This window comes from Deltaproteobacteria bacterium, assembly GCA_009930495.1.
In the GTDB taxonomy this organism is placed as follows: domain Bacteria; phylum Desulfobacterota; class Desulfovibrionia; order Desulfovibrionales; family Desulfomicrobiaceae; genus Desulfomicrobium.
On record RZYB01000003.1, the window covers coordinates 1 to 15455 of the forward strand.

Below are 15455 nucleotides of genomic sequence, written 5' to 3' on the forward strand. Positions count from 1 at the left end.
ACTGCGCATGGATTCCTAAATGCCGTTGAGCTGGCTGATCCGCGTTTTCCTTGTCGCGCTGCTTGTTCACGTCCCAGCGCCCATTCTGGCCGAGGAGCCCCTGGCCCAGGTGCAGGCAGCCTATTTTTTCAACTTCCTCAAATTCGCCACATGGCCCGCCACGGCCGATCCCACGACCCTGCACGTCCGTATCCTGCGCGACAAAAAAATTCATGACGCGCTTCTGGACGCGGCCGGGACCTCGATCCACGGCAAAAACCTGGATATTCGTCTCGGCGTCACGCCAGACGATCTGACGGGCGCCAACGCCGTCTTCATCTCCAAGGACAGCGCCCCGGACATCCCACCCCCGACCTGGAAGCAGCTCGGCTCGACGATGCTCGTGGTCAGCGATTGGGACAGGGCGCTCGATCACGGGGCGACCATCCAACTCCAAACCATGGGCGGCAAACTCCGTTTTGCCGTCAATCTGAACAGCGCGAGACAGTCCGGCCTGGAAATCAGTTCCAGATTGCTCCGCCTGGCCTCGGAAGTCCGGGGGGAATGATCATGAATCTACGCACCAAGTCCATCCTGCTCATGATGCTGACCGGTTTCGCGGCCCTGGCCTTCGCCGTGACCGCGTTCATCGGTCACGAACTGCTCATGTTCCGTGAAAGCGCGGAAAACGAGACTTCGGCCATCGCCCGCATCATCGGCCTGAACAGCATGGCCAGCCTGTCTTTTCAGGACAAGGAAGCGGCCACCGAAACCCTCGAATCCCTAAACGCCGAAAGCAACCTGGTTTCGGCCGCCATTTACGACAAGCAAGGGCGTCTCTTCGCCGCCATCGCGCGTGGCGAGGAACCAGCCCAGCGCATTGATTTGGAGACCGCGTCCGGCGGCTTCTGGGACGGGCGCGTCCTGACCGTTCACAGCCCCATCATGCTCGAAAAGGAACGCCTTGGCACGGTGACCCTGGTTTCCGCCCAGACGGAACTGATCCGGCGGTTACGCGCCTATTTGCTGATCAGCGCGGCCATCATGCTCGCCAGTTCCCTGGTCGCCTATGGTCTGTCGGTCTATTCCCAGCGCTTCATCGCCGCGCCCATCGAGGCCCTGCAACGGACCATGACCACCGTGGCCGAAACACGCGATTATGGTATTCGGGCGCACGCCGCCGGCACCGACGAACTGGGCGCGCTGGCCACGCGGTTCAACGCCATGCTCGATCAAATCGAGCACCAAGACCAGGAACTGCGCCAGCACCGCGAACAACTGGAAAAAAACGTCCGCGCCCGCACCTCCGAACTGCGGGACACCATCACCGAACTGCGCGCCGCCAAGGCCCGGGCCGAGGAGGCCAGCCAGGCCAAGATGCAATTCCTGGCCAACATCAGCCACGAAATCCGCACCCCCATGAATGGCGTCCTGGGGATCGCCGAAATCCTATCCAAATCCCCCCTGTCCGAACGGCAACGCCAGCTGCTGCTGACCCTGCGCCAATCCGGCTCGGACCTGATGGGCATCATCAACGACCTTCTGGATTTTTCCAAGCTGGAGGCCGGAAAATTCGACCTGAACATGTCCACGTTCAACCTGTACACCCTGCTCGACAACTGTATTGGCGTGTTCAGCGCCAGTGCCCGGGATAAAACCCTGGAAATCGCGACCATCATCCACCCCGAAGTACCCCGCTTCATCCAAAGCGACCCGGACCGCATCCGCCAGATTCTGCTCAACCTGGTCGCCAACGCGATCAAGTTCACCCCCGGTGGCAGCGTGGTGCTGTCGGCCCGATTGGGTCAGACCAATGGCAACCAGGGACGACTCGTGATCGAAGTCCGGGACACGGGCATCGGCATTCTTCCCGAGGCCCAGGCCAGCATCTTTTCGCCGTTTACCCAGGCCGACGACACCATGACCCGTCACCACGGCGGCACGGGGTTGGGACTGGCCATCGTCAAGCAGCTGACCGCGCTGCTGGAAGGCGCCATCAACCTGGACAGCCAGCCAGGCCGGGGCACCGTGTTCACGGTGACCATCCCCTTTGTCTTTCCCGAGGACATGGGACTACGCGACGCGGCCCCGTCCCTGGCCGATCTCCGGGCCGTGACCGTGGGCCTGAGCCCCCTGTACCGCCAAGCCATGGACAACATCCTGAGCCGGTTCGGCATCCAGGCCGCCCATCACGCGACCACCAAGGAGCTGCTGATCGCCCCGCCCGCATCCGGGCGCATGCTCTTTCTCATCGACGAGGGACAATTCGCGACCGACGGCAAGCACATCGGTCAGGCCCTGCGCGGCCAAGCCGGTCCGGGGAGCCGGGTCGTCCTGCTGACGGGCTCCGCGGCCGAACCGGACCCGGACGTGGATTTCGTGCTCACCAAGCCCCCGCGCCAGTCCGAGATGCACAACCTGCTGCAGGACATTGCCAGCGGCGCGGAGCAGACTCCGGTCGAACCCGAGGGCATGACCGAGTTCTTCGACGCCCGCGTGCTCCTGGTCGAAGACAACGAAGTCAACCAAAAAGTGGCCGCCAGCGCCCTGGAAATCTTCGGGTTGACCATCGACGTGGCCGCCAATGGGCTCATCGGCCTGGAAAAAGCCACATCGACCCATTACGACCTGATTTTCATGGACTGCCAGATGCCCATCATGGACGGGTACACGGCCACGACCAAAATCCGCGAATGGGAACAGGTCAACCGCCCCGGAAGGCGCGTTCCCATCGTGGCCCTGACCGCCCACGCCCTCAGTCGGGATCGGCTGCTCTGTTTCCAACGCGGCATGGACGATTATGTGGCCAAGCCCTTTTCCTTGGACGTCCTGCGCCGCTGCCTGCGGCAATGGCTACCGGCCCAGGCCAGGATTCAGGCCCCCGTCGGGCACCAGGAATTCACCCCGCCGCCAGCGGACGCGACCTCCGACGAGTTTGTCTCGTCCGCCGATCTGGTCATGGCCAAAGCCCTGGCTCGCGCTCCGGAGCCAACGCCCGAGGGCGAGGGCGCGACCCTGGACGCAACCATCCTCGAATCCCTCCTGGCACTGCAACGCCAAGGCTCGTCCGACCTCCTGAACCGGCTGTTCATGGCCTACGAATCCTCGACAACGGACCTTCTGGCCGGCATCGACCAAGCCCTGGTCTCGGACAATCTGGACCTTGTCCGCCAGAACGCCCACACCCTCAAGTCATCCAGCCATAATATCGGCGCGGTGACCCTGGGCGGCATGGCCCTGAATCTGGAAAACGCGGCCAGGGAGGGCGCGGCGGACCTAGCCCGGGATATCCACGCCCAAATCAAGGGCGAATACGAACGCGTCCGGGAAGCCATTGCGGCCCGCCGGGATGCACGGTAACACAGCGGCATGCCCGAACACGACACTCCCAATGTCCTCATCGTCGACGACGATCTCACCGTGGGGCTTCTGGCCCAGGAAGCGTTGCAGCAGGCTCATTTCCGCGTCAGCGTGGCCCATGACGCGGCCCATATGCGTCTGATCCTGAGCCGCTTCCGCGCCGCCATCATCCTCCTGGATGTCCAGCTCCCCGACGGTAATGGCATCGATCTTTGCTCGGAATTACGCCAGACTCCGACCCATTCCGACACGCCCATCCTCATGATCACCGGCGCCGAGGATCACGATTCCATCCTGGCCGCCTATGCCGCCGGAGCCACGGATTTCATGCCCAAGCCCCTGAACTGGTATCTCCTGGTCCAGCGGGTGCGCTACATGTGGCGGGCGAGCCAGACCCTCGGTCGGGCCAGGGAAAACGAACGCCTGCTGGCCCAGGCCCAGATGATGGCCAAAATCGGTAACTGGGAAAAAAATTTCAGCACGGGCCGGATCACCACGTCCGAACAATTCCGGTTGTTGTTCAGCAACCCGGAGTGGTCCCCGACGGACAGTTTTTTACCATTCCTCGATTCCATCCCCGCCCAGGAACAGGCTCTCGTGCTGCAGATCATGCATCAGGTCGGCACCACGGGGAAAGGCCGCACCTTCGATCACCATGTCGTCCGCAAAACCGGCGAGCCGCGCAGCGTCCGACACACCCTGGAAATCCGCCGGGACAGAGCCGGGCATCCGATTTCCCTCTGCGGCACCATCCAGGACATCACCACGGACCAGCTGCGCTCCCAGCTTCAGCAGGACCGCAACCATATCTTTGAACGCGTGCTGCAAAACGCGGACATGACGGAATTCCATGCCGGGCTCAAAACCCTGCTCGCCCACCAGATCCCCGGCAGCGATCTGGCCGTGGCCAACCGCGACGCCGATGGCTGGCGATGCACCCGACCCACCCCGACCCAGAACCCGGCCGGGACATCCTTCATCTTCCCGGCCCCTCTGACCAGGGCCATCGGCAACACCTTGGACGCGGACCCGCGCCAGCCCCTGGAATTCGACATGAGCCTGATTCCAAACCCCGGCGGCCACGAAACCCTGGTCGTGCTCCCCGTCCTGACCGATGAAGACACGCCGGACACCCTGATCTGCCTGTTTCTTCCCCGGGACACGGTCCGGCCAGAACCCGATCTGTACGACGAAATTCTCCAAACCATCTCCGGAATCTCGGCCATCACGCTCAAAAACCACCGTTTGTCCTCGGCGCTCCACTATCAGGCCTTTCACGACAATCTGACCGGCCTGCCCAACCGCTTTTTGTTCATGGACAAACTCGAACACGCCCTGCACGAGGCCAAACTGCTGGGCCAAAAACGGGCTCTGGTCTATATGGACCTGGACCGTTTCAAAAAAACCAACGACCTGCTGGGGCACACCTTTGGCGACAAGGTCCTGCGCGAGGTGGCCGCCAGGATCAAAAGCGTGATCCGCCAGACGGACACCCTGGCCCGCATGGGTGGCGATGAATTCATGCTCATCTCCGCCCCGTTGGACGATTACGAGGACATCAAGGTCATCTGCGAGCGGATTCGCGACATCATGACCCAGCCGTTCGACCTGGAGAGTTACAGCATCAACCTTGGCATCAGCCTGGGTGTCAGCCTCTATCCCACCGACGGCGAAGACCCGGTCACGCTGCATCAAAACGCGGACATCGCCATTTACCATGCCAAGAAAAGCGGCGGTAATGTCGTCAAATTCCATGACCGGGGCATCATGAATTTGTTCCTGGAAAAACTGGAACTGGAAAATGACATGGCCAAGGCCTTGGACGACGGGGAGTTCACCCTGGTCTTTCAGCCCCAATTCCGAACCGACACCGCGTCCGTGGCCGGCTACGAAGCCCTGCTGCGCTGGACCCGGCCGGATGGGACCAACGTGCCGCCGTCCGTGTTTATCCCCATCGCCGAGGAAAACGGCCACATCGTCCGCCTGGGAACCTGGGTCCTGGAACAGGCCTGCACCCTGTTCCAAGATCTGCGCCGGGCCGGACACACGTCCGTGAAGCTGGCGGTCAATGTTTCGACCATCCAGTTCGTGCAGGAAAATTTCCCCGACCTGGTCCGCCAGGTCTTGGACGCGACCGGCTTCCCCGCAACCCATCTGGAATTGGAAGTCACGGAAAGCGCGGTCATGCACGATATCGAAATTGTCGCCACCCGCCTGAACCAGCTCCGCTCCATGGGCATCTCCATGGCCATCGACGATTTTGGCACGGGCTATTCCTCGATTTCCTACCTGAAAAGCCTGCCCCTGGATTGCCTAAAAATCGACCGCAGCTTTGTCATGGGCATCGGGCCCGATCAGGCCGAACACCAAAAGTCAGCGGCCCTGATGGACGCGCTGATCAACCTGGCCGGCAAGCTCGGCCTGTCCATCGTGGCCGAGGGGGTCGAGGACAAATTCCAGCTCGACTTCCTGCGTCAAAAAGGCTGCACCTATGTGCAGGGCTTTTTCACGGGCCGGCCGACACCCTTCGCGCAACTCCGGCCGGACGAGCCGGGATTCGACATCAACGACTGAGCCTTGGCCGTCCACGCCAGGGCCGGAACCAGCGACCAGCGCGGTTCTCCCGCCGTCACATTCCAGCCCGGATTGACTTCGCTTCCGGGCCGGCGCACAAGCAGGCGGACACTTCGACCATCCAGGCATCATGGCGCGCACTCCCTCACCCCGATCATCCTCTCCGCGACGCGTCGCGCGCCGCTCCTTGGCCACGCGCGCCGTGACTTGGTCCCGCCGCGCGGCCCGAATGGCCGCGTATGTGGTGCTGGCCACGGCGATACTGATCCTGGCCCTGCGCTGGGCCCCACCCCCAACCAGCATGTTCATGCTGATCCGCCACGCGGAGCGACTCCTGGCCACCAAGCCCGGCCCCCCGATTCTCTACACCTGGACCGCAAGGACGGACATCCCGACGCACGTGGCCCTGGCCGTGGTCGCGGCCGAAGACCAAAATTTTCCCCGCCATTTCGGTTTCGATCTGACCGCCATCGCCAGGGCCGTGAAGTACAACGAAACCCACGATCGCATGCGGGGGGCCAGCACCATCACCCAGCAAACCGTCAAGAACCTCTTCCTGTGGCCCGGCCGGAGCCTGGTCCGCAAGGGATTCGAAGCGGTCCTGACCCTGGCCGTCGAGGTCGTCTGGCCCAAGGCACGGATTCTGGAAATCTATCTCAATGTCGCGGAATTCGGAGACGGAACCTATGGCGTGGGCGCGGCGGCCAAGCGGTATTTTGGCAAAACGCCACAAAAACTGAGTCGACGCGAGGCGGCCGTCCTGGCCTCGGTCCTGCCCAGCCCCAGACGTCTGCACGCAAAACAGCCGTCATCCTATGTGAACAGCCGGGCCAAATGGGTCCAAACCCAAATGCGCCAACTGGGCCAAAAACACATCACCTGGCCCTAAGGAATCCATCTATGAACACAGGTATTCTTGCCGCCATCGGCGCCTACGCCAGCTGGGGACTGCTGCCCGTTTACTGGAAACTGCTGGCGCACGTCCCCACGCTGCAACTTCTTGGACACCGCATTGTCTGGTCCTTTGTCGTGCTGGCGCTCTTCCTGGCCGTGAAAAAAAGGCTCCGGGCCCTGCGCCACAGCCTGTCCCCAGCCGTTTGGAGAATCTACATCGCGGCCAGTCTGCTTATCGGCGTGAATTGGTGCGTCTATGTCTGGAGCGTCAACGCCGGCTACATTGTCGAAACCAGCCTCGGCTACTTCATCAATCCGCTGCTGTCCGTGCTTCTGGGGATGGTGTTTCTCCGCGAACGACTGCGGCGACTGCAATGGATACCGCTGATGCTGGCCGCGTCGGGCGTGCTCTATCTCACCTGGTCCCATGGGAAGCCGCCATGGATCGCGCTGTGCCTGGCCGTGACCTTCAGCCTGTACGGTCTGGTCAAGAAAAAAGCGCCACTGGGCGCTTTTGAAGGGTTAACCCTGGAAACCGGGCTTTTATTGCCGCCGGCCCTGACGTGGCTGGGGCTGTGCGCCGCGCGTGGCACGGGTTCTTTTACGCAGGCGGGACTGGAAAGCGATCTGCTCCTCGTGGGCGCGGGACTGGTCACCACCGGCCCCCTGGTCCTGTTCGCCTCGGCGGCCCAGCGCATCCCGCTGAACATGATCGGCATTCTGCAATACATCGCGCCAAGCATCCAATTTCTGATCGGTGTCCTGGTCTACGGCGAAGCGTTCACGCACACCCAGATGATTGGTTTTGGCGCGGTCTGGACCGCCATTGTCCTGTTTTTACTGGAACGTTGGTGGGCCGGCCGAAATTCGAGACTGGTGGTCTGATCACCCCAGAATTTCGGTCACGGCCCGGATGACATCCCCGACGTCCTCGTCCGACAGCTTCGCGGACAAAGGCAGGCTGACGGTTTGCCGGCCAATATCGCGGGCACGCGGGTATTCGTCCGGGTTCCACCCAAACCGGGTCTGATAGAAGGGATGCTCGGGCAGGGACAGATAATGGACACCCACCCCGATCTTTTGGGCCGTCATGGCGGTCAGAAAGGCGTCGCGGCTCACGCCGGCCCGCTGTTCATCGACCAGGATATTAAACAAATGAAAGGCGTGACGGGTGTCCGGCTCAACCGGAGCGGGCAGGGTCAGGGGCAAACCGGCCAGAGCCGTCATGTACCGATCCCAAATTTCCCGCCGCCGTCGCCAGTGGCGCTCCACCTTCTCCAGCTGCCCAAGCCCCAGGGCGGCCTGCAAATCCATCATATTGTATTTGAAGCCGGCCTCGGTCACGAGGTAATGCCTGTAGCCTTCATCGCCAAAACGCTTCCAGGCGTCGCTGGACATGCCGTGCAGGGCCAACACCTTGAGCCGGGCGGCATGCTCCGGATTCCGGGCCAGGATCAGGCCGCCTTCCCCGGTGATGACATTCTTTGTCACGTAAAAGCTGAAACAGCCAAAGTCTCCAAAACACCCTGCCTTGCGGCCATGGTATTCGGTCTCGATGGCATGGGCGCAGTCCTCGACGAGGGCCAGCCCACGCTCCTCGGCCAAGACGCAAAGGGAGTCCATGTCACAGGCGCGACCAGCGAAATGCACGGGAAGAATAGCCTTGGTACGGGGGCTGATCCGGAGGCGGACCTGCTCGGGATCAATGTTCATGGTGCGCGGGTTCACATCGGCCAAAACAGGCGTGGCCCCGGCGTGGATGATGGCATTGACCGAGGCGCAAAAGGTCAGGGGCGTGGTGATGACCTCGTCACCGGGGCCAATCCCGGCGGCCAAAATGCTCAGATGCAAGGCCGCCGTGCAGGAATTGACGGCCACGGCATGCGTGGCGCCCTTGTACGCGGCAAAACGCCGCTCGAATTCGGCCACGCGCGGGCCGGTGCCGATCCAGCCGCTGCGCAGACAGGCCACGACCTCGTCGATTTCATCTTCCTCGATCCTGGGTGAGCCAAAAACCAAGAAATTTTCCCGCATGTTCTTCTCCCTGAAAAAAGCGCTTCGGCCCGGCGTGGACGTTGACGTGATTAATCTTTATAGATTTCCAATCCGCGAGACGGCCCCAGGGCTATCTCAACGCCCCCACCATGACAAGGAGGATTCATGACCGGAAAATCCATCACGCTATACGCCCTGAGCACGTGTATTCATTGCAAAAAGACCAAGGAATACCTCGACGATTGCGGCGCCAAGTACGACTGTGTTTTCGTGGACAAGCTCGAAGGCGAGGAGCGCAAGCAAATCATCGAGGCCATCAAGAAGATCAACCCCAAACTGTCCTTCCCGACCCTGCTCGTTAATGAGGAAACCATCGTCGGTTTCAAGCAGGACCAGATCAAGGACGCCCTGGAGAGATCATGACCCCGGAAGAATTATACGGCAAACTACGTCCCCTGCAGGAAGCCAAGGGCTACTATTTCAACAAGGACAAACAATTTGTCCTGGATCTGCTGGAAAGTCTGCTCATCAACCGCGATCGCTACGGCTACATGGCCTGTCCCTGTCGGCTGGCCTCGGGCAAGCGCGATCTGGATCAGGACATCTTTTGCCCATGCACCTACCGCGAGGCGGACGTGCGAGAATTCGGCGCCTGCTATTGCGGCCTGTACGTTTCCAAGGAATGGAACGACGACACAATTCCGCACGATGTGGTGCCCGAGCGCCGCGATCCGGAAAAACTTCTGGCCGGTCTTCTTTTCGAAGAATGATTGACAAGGGCCGACGCGCTTTTCTATGCGCGAGCCCCGGAGCATGCCATGCGAGAACAGGTGGAAAAAGCCCTGGAATCGGTGCGTCCCATCCTACGCGCCGATGGCGGTGATGTGGAACTGGTGGACATTTTAAAAAACGGCATCGTGCAAGTCCGACTGACCGGCGCCTGCCACGGCTGCCCCATGTCCCAGATGACGCTCAAAAGCAGCATCGAACGCGCCGTCAAACGGATGGTCCCCGGCGTCAAGGCCGTGGAGGCCGTGTAACCTTATCCCGATTTTCAGAGCGGCCCGGCCGCTCTCTTCTTTTTGGAGCAGCAATGACCACAATCGTGACCCGTTTTCCTCCAAGCCCGACGGGCTATCTGCACATCGGCGGAGCCCGCACCGCGCTCTTCAACTACCTCTACGCCCGCCAAAACGGCGGCAAGTTCATCCTGCGCATCGAGGACACGGATCAGGCCCGCTCGACCCAGGACATGACCGACGCCATCATCGACGCCATGCACTGGCTGGGTCTGGATTTCGACGAAGGCCCGTACTTCCAAAGCGAACGCAACGACCTGTACAACAGTTATGTGGACAAGCTTCTGGAAACGGGCAAGGCCTATTACTGTTCCTGCACACCCGAAGAAGTGGAGGCCATGCGCGAAGCAGCCCGCACGGCCGGCCTCAAGCCCAAATACAACGGCAAGTGCCGCGAGATGGGCCTGGGCCCCGGACCGGGCCGGGTGGTCCGCTTCAAAACCCCGCTGACCGGAAAAGTGGTCTTTGACGACCTCATCAAGGGCCCCATCGCCTGGGACGTGCAGGAAATGGACGACTTCGTCATCCGCCGCGCCGACGGCTCGCCCATCTATCAGATGGCCGTGGTCGTGGACGACGCGGTCATGGGCGTGACCCACGTCATCCGGGGCGACGACCACCAGAACAACACGCCCAAGCAAATCCTCATTTATGAGGCCCTGGGCTTTCCCCTGCCCAAATTCGGCCACGTGCCCATGATCCTGGGACCGGACAAAAAGAAAATGAGCAAGCGCCACGGCGCGACTTCGGTCATGATGTACAAGGACATGGGCTACCTGCCCGAGGCCATGCTCAGCTATCTGGTCCGCCTGGGATGGTCCCACGGCGACGACGAACTTTTCACCATGGCCGAACTCCTGGAAAAATTCTCCTTGTCCGGCCTGGGCAAATCCGCCTCGGTCTTTGACATGGACAAGCTCAACTGGACCAACAGTCATTTCATCAAAACCGGCGACGTGCCTCGCTTGGCCGCGCTGCTGGAAGAGCTCATCCGATCCGGAACGAATTTCGAGCCGGCGCGGGACTATCTGGAAGCCATCGTACCCCTGTATCAGCCCCGCGCCAAAACCTTGAAGGAAATGGCCGAGCAGGCCGCTTTTTTCCTGCACGACGCGGCCAGCCTGCCCTATGACCAGACAGCCGTGGCCAAATTCCTGACGCCCGAAATCAAAGAGCACCTCCGCGTCCTGACAGAACGCATGGCGTCCCTGCCGTCCTTTGACCAGAAGAGCCTGGAGGACATGGCCGCCGCCTATCTGGAAGAAACCGGACTCAAGTTCAAGGCCCTGGCCCAGCCCATCCGCGTGGCCATCACCGGCTCGACCATGAGTCCCGGCCTGTTCGAAACCATGGACGTCCTGGGGCGCGAGCGCACCCTGGCCCGCTTCGCGAAAGCGCTGACCCTCTAGCATCCGGCCCGGCTCGACCGGGCCTTTTCATGTACGCCTACCAAAAAGACCATATTTACACAGTCCAGGTTGCCGACGGCCTGGAAGAACTCCTCCAGACCGAACTGGAGGAACTCGGAGGCACGGACTGCGCCAGAGGCTTTCGCTTCGTGCGCTTCCACGCCGATCATGGCAGCCTGTACCGGGTCGTGCACCGTTCCCGACTGGCCACCAGGGTCTTGGCGCCCCTGGCCCACTTCGCGTGCACCTCGGACCAGGCATTGTACGCAAGCGGCCGGGACATCCGTTGGAGCGATTTTCTGCGGCCCGACCAAACCTTCGCCATTTTCGCCAATGTCTCGGCCAGCGCCATCGGCCATTCGCAATACGCGGCCCTGAAGCTCAAGGACGCCGTGGCCGACTGGTTCCGCGACCATGGCGGCCGCAGGCCAAACGTCGATCCCAGAAATCCGGACCTGTGGCTGCACCTGCACATCCACGAAAACAAGGCGACCATCAGCCTGGATGTTTCCGGCGGTTCGTTGCATCGACGCGGCTACCGGACCCAAAGCGTGGACGCGCCCATGCAGGAGACCGTGGCTGCGGCCATTGTCCGCATGAGCGGTTGGGATGGCCAGTCGGCCTTGGTGGACCCCCTGTGCGGATCGGGCACCATCCTGTGCGAGGCCCTCATGGCCGGGGCGGATATTCCGGCCGCGTTTCTGCGCCAGCGTTTCGGTTTCGAACACCTCCCGGATTTCAGTGCCCAGCTGTGGGCCCGTGTCCGCCAGGAATGCGCACCAAAATCCGACATTCCACCCCTGCGTGGCGGCGACATCGACCCGCGCGCGGTGGAGGCAACCCGCGTCAACCTGGCCAACCTGCCGGGCGGCGACGAGGTGGTCATCGGACGCCGGGATTTTTTCGACAGAGACGATCTCGCGGGCACGACCATACTCTGCAACCCACCCTATGGGCTGCGCCTGGGCAAAAATGACGATATGGCGGCCTGGTTCAAACGCTTCGGGGATCATCTCAAACGCCGTTGCGCAGGTTCCACGGCCTATGTCTATTTCGGTGACCGTACCTGGCTCAAATCCATCGGGCTGCGACCCGAATGGAAAAAACCATTAAAAAACGGAGGGCTGGACGGTCGGCTGGCCAAATTTGGTCTGTATTGATTCTTTCAAATCCTCTACGACCCGACTGAGTTCTCCATCCCTGTTGACAGAGCGCTTTCATTGATTCAGCGTAATGCCAAACCCGCCCATTTCCGCCACCGCCGGCGAGGCGGCGCGGGAATCGGATCAACGTCATATCCATCAAGGAGGCTTGTATGATCTTCGTGCTCCCGGATCTTCCCTACGCCAAGGATGCCTTAAGCCCGTGTATCAGCGCCAAGACGTTCGATTTCCACCATGGCAAACACCACCAGCTCTACATCGACAACACCAACAAGCTGATCGCGGGCACGGACCTTGACGGCAAAACCCTGCGGGACATCATCGCCGCCACGGCCGGCGATCCTGCCCGAACCGCCATTTTCAACAACGCGGCCCAAAGCTGGAATCACTCTTTTTATTGGCGATGCATGAAACCAGGGGGAGGCGGAGCCCCCACGGGAGCCATCGCGGAAGCCATTGCCCAGACTTTTGGCAGCCATGAAAATTTTTCCAAAGCCTTCAAGGAAGCGGGTATGACACAGTTTGGCAGCGGTTGGGCCTGGCTGGTGGAAAAAAACGGCAAGCTGGAAATCATGAAAACCGGAAACGCGGATACGCCCATGGCTCACGGGGCCAAGGCACTTCTCACAGTCGACGTTTGGGAGCACGCCTATTATCTGGATTACCAAAACCGCAGGGCCGACTATCTCCAGGATTTCCTGGACCGGTTGGTTAACTGGGAATTCGTCAACCACACCCTAAAAAAATAATCCGGCGGACAACAAAAAAGGCGATTCTCGGATCGCCTTTTTTGTTGAAAAAAATCAGAACGTGGAAACTAGTTGGCAACCGGCTTGGTCACGGCGCCAGAACGGATGCACTGGGTGCAAACCTTGAGCCGCTTCACTTCGCCAGACTGGAGCTGAACGCGCACGGACTGCAGATTGGGCATGAAGCGCCGCTTGTTCTTGTTGTTGGCATGGCTGACATTGTTGCCAACCTGGGGCCCTTTTCCACAAATATCACATACCTTTGACATAGTGTCCTCCTAAGTAGTGCTAAAATATCTCAGCTGTCATGGCCTGGCAGCTCCGAGACCTTCCTGCCGGCCATGAGCATGGTTTGCCGCCAGAGGAATTCGCGTTTATATAGCTCGCCCCAACTAATGGCAAGCAAAAATCCTTGACAAGGGAAAATCGCCAACTATACACATTCGCTTTCGAGGTGGACATGGTAGAACACTGGATCACGTTAACAAACATCCCGACGCTCGGTCGGGAATTTTCTTTTGATGACCAGGAAATGTGGCGCGCCCTGTGGCGGGAGTTCCGTTTTGAGGCGGAAATCCTCGTCCCGTTCGCGGCCGTCCTGACCATCGTCCCCCAGTCCAGCGGCTTCCTGATTCAGGGACGCTTGACCGGCTCTTTCGTCACGGCCTGCCACCGCTGTTCCGAAGACGCCCGCGTGGATCTCGATCACGCTTTCGATCTGTTCGAAGCGCATGAGGACGTCGACAATATCGACGAGGGATCCCACTTGCGCGGCTCCGAGGGGAGCTGGGAACTGAACGTCGCGGCCCTGCTCTGGGAGGAATTCCTCCTGGCCGTGCCGGAAAAAATTCTTTGCTCCGAAAATTGTTTGGGGCTATGCCCGCACTGCGGAAAAAACAGGAACCTGGACCCGTGTACCTGCGACGCCACGGAGAACCAATCTCCCTTGGCGCAGGCATTGCGGAGCGTTCACATCAAAACCAACTAGAGTCCTTTTGCCATAGAGGTATCATCATGCCATTGCCCAAGAAGAAAACATCCAAGTCCAGAAGAAACATGCGCCGGTCCCATGACCACGTCGCCATTCCCAACGTCGTTTACTGCGAATGCGGCGAAGCCACTCTGTCCCACTGCATCTGCCCCAGTTGCGGCAAATACAAGGGACGTCAGTACACCAAGGGCGCAGATGCCTAAAGACATCTGCCTCGCCGTGGACGCCATGGGGGGAGATTTCGGCCCGGAAGTCAACGTTCCGGGCTCTCTCGCAGCGGCCCGCGAGACCGGTGCCAAAATCATCCTGGTGGGCGACGAGCCATCTCTGCGGTCGGAGCTGAACAAGCATGTCCATCGGGACGTGGAGCTTGAAATCATCCACACGACCCAAATCGCGGGCATGGCCGAGAAACCTTCCGACATCCTGCGCCGCAAGAAGGACAGTTCGATCCAGGTTGCGTTCCGACTGGTGCGCGAAGGTCGCGCCCATGGCGTCGTGACCGCCGGAAATTCCGGGGCGGCCCTGGCCTGCGGTATGTTCATTTTGGGCCGCATCAATGGCGTGGACCGCCCTGCCCTGGCTTCCATCCTGCCGACGCTCAAAAAGCCCGTCGTGCTCATCGATGTCGGCGCCAACGCCGAGTGCAAGCCCTACAACCTAGTCCAGTTTGGCCTCATGGCCGAGGTCCTGGCCCGGCATGTCCTGGATATTCCCTGCCCCCGGGTAGGGATTTTGAGTATCGGCGAGGAAGAAGGCAAGGGCAACACCCTGACCAAGGAAGCCTACAAGCTGCTGAAAAGTTCGTCTCTCAATTTCGTTGGCAACGTCGAGGGTCGCGACGTTTTCGCCGGCGAAACCGACGTCATTGTTTGCGACGGGTTCGTTGGCAACGTGGCTCTCAAGCTCAGCGAAGGTTTGGGGTCCGCCCTGGCCACCATGCTCAAGACGGAACTCAAAAAATCCATCTGGTCCCGCCTGGGCACGCTCATCGCTCTACCCGCGTTCAAACGTTTCGGAAAAAAAATCGACTACGCCGAATACGGCGGCGCGCCCATCCTTGGCCTGAACGGTATCGCCATCGTCTGCCATGGGGCGTCCAATGCCCGCGCCATCACCACCGCCCTGGAACAGGCGGCCATCTTTGTTGAAAAAAAGGCCAACGAACAACTGATCGCCGGCCTGCACGCCAACACGGAATTGAGTCTTTTTTCGCGCACCGGGCAGTCGCCCACGCTCCGGCAGGAGGCTTCGGCCTAGGG

General features: G+C 60.7%; 16 protein-coding genes. 14 read left to right on the top strand and 2 right to left on the bottom strand.

Features of this window, described 5'->3' with window-relative positions; genetic code table 11:
• Positions 1-19: 19 nt before the first annotated feature.
• From EOL86_00730 to rarD, 5 genes are all read left to right on the top strand, one after another.
• Positions 20-547: a YfiR family protein gene (locus EOL86_00730; GenBank protein NCD24104.1), complete on the top strand. Its 528-nt coding sequence runs from the start codon at positions 20-22 to the stop codon at positions 545-547.
• Entirely contained in the window at positions 544-3339 is a 2796-nt protein-coding gene (locus EOL86_00735; GenBank protein NCD24105.1) for a response regulator, read from the top strand. The genes EOL86_00730 and EOL86_00735 overlap by 4 nt, the downstream gene beginning before the upstream one ends.
• 9 nt (positions 3340-3348) lie before the next feature.
• The gene (locus EOL86_00740; GenBank protein NCD24106.1) at positions 3349-5913 is read left to right on the top strand and encodes an EAL domain-containing protein; all 2565 of its coding nucleotides are present in this window, start codon (positions 3349-3351) and stop codon (positions 5911-5913) included.
• A 130-nt stretch (positions 5914-6043) separates the two neighbouring features.
• On the top strand, positions 6044-6802 hold the full coding sequence (locus EOL86_00745) for a monofunctional biosynthetic peptidoglycan transglycosylase (protein NCD24107.1): 759 nt from the start codon (positions 6044-6046) through the stop codon (positions 6800-6802).
• An 11-nt stretch (positions 6803-6813) separates the two neighbouring features.
• Entirely contained in the window at positions 6814-7692 is an 879-nt protein-coding gene (rarD, locus tag EOL86_00750) for an EamA family transporter RarD (protein NCD24108.1), read from the top strand.
• On the opposite strand, the gene EOL86_00755 is transcribed toward rarD, so the two are convergent.
• A complete protein-coding gene (locus tag EOL86_00755) occupies positions 7693-8841 on the bottom strand; it encodes a DegT/DnrJ/EryC1/StrS family aminotransferase (protein NCD24109.1) in 1149 nt (382 codons plus the stop codon).
• A 126-nt stretch (positions 8842-8967) separates the two neighbouring features.
• On the opposite strand from EOL86_00755, the gene EOL86_00760 reads away from it, so the two are divergent.
• From EOL86_00760 to EOL86_00785, 6 genes are all read left to right on the top strand, one after another.
• Positions 8968-9225 (top strand): glutaredoxin family protein, encoded by a 258-nt coding sequence (locus EOL86_00760; GenBank protein ID NCD24110.1) that lies wholly within the window; start codon positions 8968-8970, stop codon positions 9223-9225.
• On the top strand, positions 9222-9572 hold the full coding sequence (locus EOL86_00765) for a ferredoxin:thioredoxin reductase (protein ID NCD24111.1): 351 nt from the start codon (positions 9222-9224) through the stop codon (positions 9570-9572). Before EOL86_00760 ends, EOL86_00765 begins: the two co-directional genes overlap by 4 nt.
• A 48-nt stretch (positions 9573-9620) precedes the next feature.
• Positions 9621-9842: a NifU family protein gene (locus tag EOL86_00770; protein ID NCD24112.1), complete on the top strand. Its 222-nt coding sequence runs from the start codon at positions 9621-9623 to the stop codon at positions 9840-9842.
• Positions 9843-9895: 53 nt separating this feature from the next.
• A complete protein-coding gene (locus EOL86_00775) occupies positions 9896-11290 on the top strand; it encodes a glutamate--tRNA ligase (protein NCD24113.1) in 1395 nt (464 codons plus the stop codon).
• Between the two features lie 29 nt (positions 11291-11319).
• Positions 11320-12450, top strand: coding sequence for a class I SAM-dependent RNA methyltransferase (locus EOL86_00780; protein ID NCD24114.1), 1131 nt, complete (start codon positions 11320-11322; stop codon positions 12448-12450).
• Positions 12451-12605: 155 nt separating this feature from the next.
• On the top strand, positions 12606-13202 hold the full coding sequence (locus tag EOL86_00785; GenBank protein NCD24115.1) for a superoxide dismutase: 597 nt from the start codon (positions 12606-12608) through the stop codon (positions 13200-13202).
• Positions 13203-13270: 68 nt separating this feature from the next.
• Here the strand turns inward: EOL86_00785 and rpmB are convergent, their stop codons facing one another.
• The gene (rpmB, locus tag EOL86_00790; GenBank protein NCD24116.1) at positions 13271-13471 is read right to left on the bottom strand and encodes a 50S ribosomal protein L28; all 201 of its coding nucleotides are present in this window, start codon (positions 13469-13471) and stop codon (positions 13271-13273) included.
• 191 nt (positions 13472-13662) lie between these two features.
• Here rpmB and EOL86_00795 point away from each other — a divergent pair, with 191 nt between their 5' ends.
• Genes EOL86_00795 through plsX form a run of 3 tightly spaced genes read left to right on the top strand, consistent with a single transcriptional unit; the run spans position 13663 to position 15453 of the window.
• Positions 13663-14190: a DUF177 domain-containing protein gene (locus EOL86_00795; GenBank protein ID NCD24117.1), complete on the top strand. Its 528-nt coding sequence runs from the start codon at positions 13663-13665 to the stop codon at positions 14188-14190.
• 26 nt (positions 14191-14216) lie between these two features.
• Positions 14217-14396, top strand: a complete 180-nt coding sequence (locus tag EOL86_00800) for a 50S ribosomal protein L32 (protein NCD24118.1) — start codon at positions 14217-14219, stop codon at positions 14394-14396.
• Entirely contained in the window at positions 14389-15453 is a 1065-nt protein-coding gene (gene plsX, locus EOL86_00805; protein ID NCD24119.1) for a phosphate acyltransferase PlsX, read from the top strand. Before EOL86_00800 ends, plsX begins: the two co-directional genes overlap by 8 nt.
• The last annotated feature ends 2 nt before the right edge of the window (positions 15454-15455 follow it).

Coding starts and splice junctions, on each gene's coding strand:
- EOL86_00730 (NCD24104.1), top strand. CDS start 20: ATGCCGTTGAGCTGGCTGATCCGCGTTTTCCTTGTCGCGCTGCTTGTT.
- EOL86_00755 (NCD24109.1), bottom strand. CDS start 8,841: ATGCGGGAAAATTTCTTGGTTTTTGGCTCACCCAGGATCGAGGAAGAT.
- rpmB (NCD24116.1), bottom strand. CDS start 13,471: ATGTCAAAGGTATGTGATATTTGTGGAAAAGGGCCCCAGGTTGGCAAC.
- plsX (NCD24119.1), top strand. CDS start 14,389: ATGCCTAAAGACATCTGCCTCGCCGTGGACGCCATGGGGGGAGATTTC.
- EOL86_00740 (NCD24106.1), top strand. CDS start 3,349: ATGCCCGAACACGACACTCCCAATGTCCTCATCGTCGACGACGATCTC.
- EOL86_00775 (NCD24113.1), top strand. CDS start 9,896: ATGACCACAATCGTGACCCGTTTTCCTCCAAGCCCGACGGGCTATCTG.
- EOL86_00785 (NCD24115.1), top strand. CDS start 12,606: ATGATCTTCGTGCTCCCGGATCTTCCCTACGCCAAGGATGCCTTAAGC.
- EOL86_00735 (NCD24105.1), top strand. CDS start 544: ATGATCATGAATCTACGCACCAAGTCCATCCTGCTCATGATGCTGACC.
- EOL86_00795 (NCD24117.1), top strand. CDS start 13,663: ATGGTAGAACACTGGATCACGTTAACAAACATCCCGACGCTCGGTCGG.
- rarD (NCD24108.1), top strand. CDS start 6,814: ATGAACACAGGTATTCTTGCCGCCATCGGCGCCTACGCCAGCTGGGGA.
- EOL86_00745 (NCD24107.1), top strand. CDS start 6,044: ATGGCGCGCACTCCCTCACCCCGATCATCCTCTCCGCGACGCGTCGCG.
- EOL86_00760 (NCD24110.1), top strand. CDS start 8,968: ATGACCGGAAAATCCATCACGCTATACGCCCTGAGCACGTGTATTCAT.
- EOL86_00770 (NCD24112.1), top strand. CDS start 9,621: ATGCGAGAACAGGTGGAAAAAGCCCTGGAATCGGTGCGTCCCATCCTA.
- EOL86_00800 (NCD24118.1), top strand. CDS start 14,217: ATGCCATTGCCCAAGAAGAAAACATCCAAGTCCAGAAGAAACATGCGC.
- EOL86_00780 (NCD24114.1), top strand. CDS start 11,320: ATGTACGCCTACCAAAAAGACCATATTTACACAGTCCAGGTTGCCGAC.
- EOL86_00765 (NCD24111.1), top strand. CDS start 9,222: ATGACCCCGGAAGAATTATACGGCAAACTACGTCCCCTGCAGGAAGCC.